At 76.7% G+C, this 5,651-nt stretch carries 5 protein-coding genes; 4 read left to right on the forward strand and 1 reads right to left on the reverse strand.

Annotated features, from left to right (window positions below; all coding sequences use genetic code 11):
• The 3 genes from ATM99_RS11565 to ATM99_RS11575 all read left to right on the forward strand — a co-directional run.
• A partial coding sequence (locus ATM99_RS11565; RefSeq protein WP_150118269.1) for an AMP-binding protein occupies window positions 1–615 on the forward strand: 615 nt, incomplete at its 5' end.
• Between the two features lie 69 nt (window positions 616–684).
• Complete coding sequence (gene rnhA, locus ATM99_RS11570; RefSeq protein ID WP_046530382.1) at window positions 685–1,116, forward strand: ribonuclease HI; 432 nt, start codon at window positions 685–687, stop codon at window positions 1,114–1,116.
• 73 nt (window positions 1,117–1,189) lie between these two features.
• Window positions 1,190–3,490, forward strand: coding sequence for a beta-L-arabinofuranosidase domain-containing protein (locus ATM99_RS11575; protein WP_082659466.1), 2,301 nt, complete (start codon window positions 1,190–1,192; stop codon window positions 3,488–3,490).
• A 318-nt stretch (window positions 3,491–3,808) separates the two neighbouring features.
• Here the strand turns inward: ATM99_RS11575 and ATM99_RS11580 are convergent, their stop codons facing one another.
• Window positions 3,809–4,729 carry a hypothetical protein gene (locus ATM99_RS11580; protein WP_062103069.1) on the reverse strand — a complete coding sequence of 307 codons (921 nt, stop codon included), beginning with the start codon at window positions 4,727–4,729 and terminating at the stop codon, window positions 3,809–3,811.
• Window positions 4,730–4,780: 51 nt separating this feature from the next.
• On the opposite strand from ATM99_RS11580, the gene ATM99_RS11585 reads away from it, so the two are divergent.
• Window positions 4,781–5,434, forward strand: a complete 654-nt coding sequence (locus tag ATM99_RS11585; protein WP_062103070.1) for a pyridoxal 5'-phosphate synthase — start codon at window positions 4,781–4,783, stop codon at window positions 5,432–5,434.
• Window positions 5,435–5,651 lie beyond the last annotated feature (217 nt).

The following is a 5,651-nucleotide window of genomic DNA, read 5'->3' on the forward strand; positions in this document are numbered from 1 at the left end:
ATGACCGAGACCTCGCCCGTCGCGCTCGGCAGCCCCCTGACGCAGGACCGCCGGCCCGGTGCGCTCGGCCTGCCGTTCCCCTCGACCCGCATCCGCGTGGTCGACCAGGAGGACCCGACGCGCGAGGTCGCGCCCGGCGAGCAGGGCGAGCTGCTGATCTCCGGCCCCCAGGTGTTCGCCGGCTACTGGCAGCGCCCCGAGGAGACGGCCGAGCAGCTGCTGCCCGACGGCTGGCTGCGCACCGGTGACGTCGTGCGCGTCGACGACGACGGCATGGTCGTCCTCGTCGACCGCATGAAGGAGATGATCGTCACCGGCGGGTTCAAGGTGTACCCGTCGCAGGTCGAGGACCACCTGCGCGGCATGCCGGGCGTCCTCGACGTCGCGGTCGTCGGCGAGCCCGCGGGTGACCTCGGCGAGCGGGTCGTCGCGGCGATCGTGCTCGACGGAGACGTGCCCGGCGTCGACCTCGCGGCCGTGCGCGCGTGGTGCGAGACGCGCCTGGCCCGGTACGCGCTGCCGCGCCGGCTCGTCGTGCTGCCCGACCTGCCGCGCTCGCAGGTCGGCAAGGTGCTGCGCCGCGTCGTGCGGGACAACCTCCACCCCCAGGCCTGACGCGGGCGGACGCGTCCGACGCCGTACCGTGTGCGCGTGAGCGTGAACGACGAGCAGCCCCTGGTGGAGATGTGGACCGACGGTGCCTGCAAGGGCAACCCCGGCGTCGGGGGGTGGGGCGCCTGGATGCGCTTCGGCGACCAGGAGAAGGAGCTCTTCGGCGGTGAGGCCGCGACGACCAACAACCGCATGGAGCTCACGGCCGTCATCGAGGGGCTGCGCGCGCTGCGCCGGCCCTGCCGCGTGACGCTGCACGTCGACTCGACGTACGTGATGAACGGGCTGACCAAGTGGCTGCCGGGCTGGAAGCGCAACGGCTGGCTCACGGGGGAGAAGAAGCCCGTGAAGAACAAGGAGCTGTGGCAGGCGCTCGACGAGGAGGTCGCGCGGCACCACGTCACGTGGGTCTGGGTGAAGGGCCACGCGGGCGACCCCGGCAACGAGCGTGCCGACGCGCTCGCGAACCAGGGCGTCGCGCAGGTGCGCGCGGGCGTCGTCTGACGGCTCCGGGGCGACCTCGCGTGCGTCGTCGCGCGCCTGGAAGTTGATCGTTACACGTGCCAGGCTGGGCGCCGTGAGCACCGCCGCCACCACCACGCCCGTGACCCTGTTCCCCCTGCACGCCGTCCGCCTGGCCGACGGCCCGTTCGCCGCCGCGCAGCGCACCGACCTCGCGTACGTCCTGGGCCTCGACCCGGACCGGCTGCTCGCGCCGTTCCGCCGCGAGGCGGGACTGCCGCCGGTCGCCGAGCCGTACGGCAGCTGGGAGTCCATCGGCCTCGACGGGCACATCGGCGGGCACGCGCTGTCCGCGGCGTCGCTGCTGTGGGCCGCGACGGGCGACGAGCGCGCCGCGGACCTGGCCCGCGCGCTCGTCGACGGGTTCGCGGCCTGCCAGGACGCGCTCGGCACGGGGTACGTCGGGGGAGTGCCCGGCGGGGTCGCGCTGTGGGAGTCGGTCGCGTCGGGCGGCGCCGAGGCGGGCACGTTCGACCTCGGCGGCGCGTGGGTGCCCTGGTACAACGTGCACAAGACGTACGCGGGCCTGGTCGACGCCGCCCGGCACGCCCCCGCCGACGTCGCGGCCCGCGCGCTCGCCGTCGCCGTGCGCCTCGCCGACTGGGGCGTCGCGCTGTCCGACCGCCTCGACGACGCGGCGTTCGCGCGCATGCTGCGCACCGAGTTCGGCGGCATGTGCGAGGCGTACGCCGACCTCGCCGAGCTCACGGGCGACGCGCGTTACGCGGCCCTCGCGCGGCGGTTCGCCGACGAGGAGCTGCTCGCACCGCTGCGCGCGGGGCGCGACGCGCTCGACGGGCTGCACGCGAACACGCAGATCGCCAAGGTCGTCGGCTGGCCCGCGATCGGCGAGGCCGACGCCGCCGCCGCGTTCGTGCGGACCGTGCTCGACCGCCGCACGCTCGTGTTCGGCGGCAACTCGGTGTCCGAGCACTTCACGCCCGACGCGGCCGCGCACGTCACGCACCGCGAGGGCCCCGAGTCGTGCAACACCGCGAACATGCTCGAGGTCGAGCGGCGGCTCTACGCGCTCACGGGCGACACGACGCTGCTCGACGCGGCCGAGCGCCAGCTCGTCAACCACGTGCTGTCCGCGCAGCACCCCGACGGCGGGTTCGTGTACTTCACGTCCGCGCGCCCGGGCCACTACCGCGTGTACTCGACGCGCGACGACTGCATGTGGTGCTGCGTCGGCACCGCGATGGAGACGTACGCGCGGCTCGGCGAGCTCGCGTACGCGCACGCGGGCGACGACCTGCTGGTCAACCTGCCCGTGCCCGCGACGCTCGACTGGGCCGAGCGCGGCGTGCGCGTGCGCCTCGCGTCGACGTACCCGACGCCCGCACGCGTCACCGACGTCGCGCTCACGGTCGACGTCGACGCCCCCACCGACCTCGCGGTGCACGTGCGCCGGCCCGCGTGGGCGCGCGACGACGTGGTGCTCACGCTCGACGGCGCGCCCGTCGGCGGTCCTGGCCAGCGCAGGGGCTACGTCACGGTGCGTCGCACGTGGCACGGCGGCGAGACGCTCGCGTGGCGGCTGGTCGCCGGCGCGGCGGCCGAGCGGCTGCCGGGCGACGACGCGTGGGTCGCGCTGCGCTGGGGCCCGCACGCGCTCGCGGTCCGCGGCGACACCGACGACCTCGTGGGTCTGCGCGCCGACGACGCGCGCATGGGGCACGTCGCCCACGGGCCGCTGCGCCCGCTGTCCGCGGCTCCGCTGCTCGTCGGCCCCGACGCCGACCTCGCCGCCGCGCTGCGCCCCGCCGACGACGGCACGTTCGTGCTCGACCGCGGCGCCGAGGCCCCGCTCGTCCTGGAGCCGTTCGCGACCCTGCACGACGCGCGCTACACGCTCTACCTGCCGGTCGTGCCGACCGCCGCCGACGTGCCCGCGCGCCGCGCCGCGCTCGCGGCCGCCGACGACGCGCAGCTCGGCCTCGCGGCCCGCACGGTCGACGCGGTGGCGTGCGGCGAGCAGCAGCCCGAGACCGACCACCGGTACGCGGGCACCGGCACGTGGACCGGCGCGACCGACGACGGCCGGCACTGGCGCGCGACGCGCGAGCGGTTCTCCTACCGGCTGGCCGACCCCGAGGGCCGCGGCGCGGTGCTGCGCGTGACGTACCTCGCGCAGCCGGGCGTCGCGCGCGTGCTCGTCGACGGCGTGGAGGTGGGCACGCTCGAGGTCGCGGACTCCGCCGCGGGCACGCGCACGGTGGACCTCGTGCTCGGCCCGTCCGCCGACGGGGACGCGGACGCGGACGCGGACGGTCGTGCGGTCGCGTTCGAGGCGGACGCATCGAGCCCGACGCCGCCGGTCGTGGCCGTCCACCTGCTGACCGGAGCGGCCTGACCCGTCGACCACCCGACCGGACGCCCCCGACCCGGCCCGTCCGCCCACGCCGCCCCCGGCCGTCGAAGGCCCCTGAACGCGGGGTTCGGCCGGTTTCGCCGGCCCAGAAGCCGCAGAACCCCGCGTTCGGCCGCTGGCCAGCCGGCGACGGAAGGGTGCCTCGGTCGCGGCACCCGCCAGCGGTGCCGCCCACGACCCCCACCGACGACCCACCCGTCGAACGCGGGGTTCGGCCGGTCTCGCGGGCCCTGGAACGGCAGAACCCCGCGTTCGGCGGTGGCGGGTGGCGTCGGGACGGGTGCCAGACGAAGGGCAGGGTCAGGGGAGGTCGGTGGTCGGTGACGGGTGGGACGGCGTCGGTGCGACCGGTGAGGCGGCCGCCAGGAGCCCGGCGCGCAGCGCGTTGCCGCGGGCGGCGTAGTCGCGCTGCCGGCGCACGTACTCGGCCTTGCCGTCGGGGGTCTCGATCGCGACGGGCTCGAGCCCGTACGTCGTCACGTCGTACGGGCTGGACTGCATGTCGGTCGTGCGGACCTCGCGCGCGAGGTCGAAGCAGTCGAGCAGCAGGTCACCCGGCACGAGCGGCCCGAGCTTGAGGGCCCACTTGTAGAGGTCCATCGCGGCGTGCAGGCAGCCGGGCTGCTCCATGGCGGTCTGGGTCTCGCGCGTCGGGGTCAGCGTGTTGCGGCCGACGGCCTCGGGCGTGAAGAACCGGAACGCGTCGAAGTGCGTGCACCGGATCCGGTGCGCCTCGACGACCGCGTCGGTGCCCGCCTCGCCGAGTCGCAGCGGCAGCGCGTGCCGGTGCTCGCCCGCGCGCTCGCGGTAGACCATCGCCCACTCGTGCAGCCCGAAGCACCCGGTCGCGGCCGGCCGCGCCGCGGTCGCCGCCAGCAGCGTGGCGACGAACCGCACGGTGTCCCCGCGCGCCGCGGTGAACGCGTCGACGTCGAGCGCGACCGTGCCGTCGTCGGCCGTGCGGTACCAGCGCCACGCGGCGTGCGGCGCCGGGCCGTCCGCCCCCGGTGCGAGAGTGACACCCGCCCCGGGGTGCCAGCGCCGCAGCTGCCCCGGCGTGGCCGGGTAGTACTCGAACAGGAAGTCCTCGACCGCGTGGTTCTCGTGGCGAGAGCGGCGCGCGCGGTGCCCGGCCGTCGCGGCGTCCGCGCGCGCGGCGTGCGCGTCGACGCGCGACGACCACGTGGCCGCGTCGAGCACGGGAGGGGCGGGGGAGGGCACCGCACCAGGGTAGGTCGCGAGCCGTTGCCGACCGTCGCGCGGCCCGGGAGGATGACGCCCGTGCGCGAGCTGCTCCGGTCCCTGCCCGCCCTGGCGGGCACGCCCCTGCCGTTCGACCCGACCGCGGCGCCCGACGACCCGCTCGACCTCTTCACGGACTGGTTCGCCGCCGCGGTCGACGCGGGCGCGCCCGAGCCGCACGCCGCGACCCTCGCGACCGCCGACGCCGCCGGCCGCCCGTCCGCGCGCGTGCTGATCCTCAAGGACGTCGGCCCCGACGGGTTCGCGTTCGCGACCGACGCGCGCAGCGCCAAGGCCGCCGACCTCGCGGCCAACCCGCGGGCCGCGCTGGGGTTCTGGTGGCCGGCGGTCGTGCGGCAGGTGCGCGTCACCGGTGCTGCGCGGCACCTCGGTGCCGACGCGTCGGCGGCCGACTACCTCGCGCGGTCGCCCGCGTCGCGCGCCGCCGCGGCCGGCGTGCGCCCCGGCGAGCCGCTGGGCTCGCTCGACGAGCTGCGCGACGCCATGACCGCCGCCCGTGCGCGGGTCGACGCCGACCCCGGGTTCGTCCTGCCGTCGTGGCAGGCGTGGCTCGTGGTGCCCGAGGAGGTCGAGTTCTGGCAGGGCAGCGCCGACCGCGCGCACGTGCGGCTCGTCTACCGCCGCGACGACGCGGGCTGGACGCACCGCCTCGTCTGGCCGTGATCCGACCCCCGCGGCACCGCCCGGCGCCCGGTGGTGACCCCGGTCACGCGCGCCGCGGTGCTAGCCTCGGCCGCATGACGACGACCCCCGGTGAGCTCCTCACCGCCGCGTGTCGTCCCTGTCGTCGCTGTCGCTGAGGGCTCTCCTCACCGGCCGGACCGCTCCGGTCCCGCGCGCGCCTCCCGGCCGCGCCGCGCTCGTTCGTCGAGCGCCACCC

The sequence above is a fragment of the Cellulomonas sp. B6 genome (assembly GCF_001462455.1).
Lineage (GTDB): Bacteria > Actinomycetota > Actinomycetes > Actinomycetales > Cellulomonadaceae > Cellulomonas.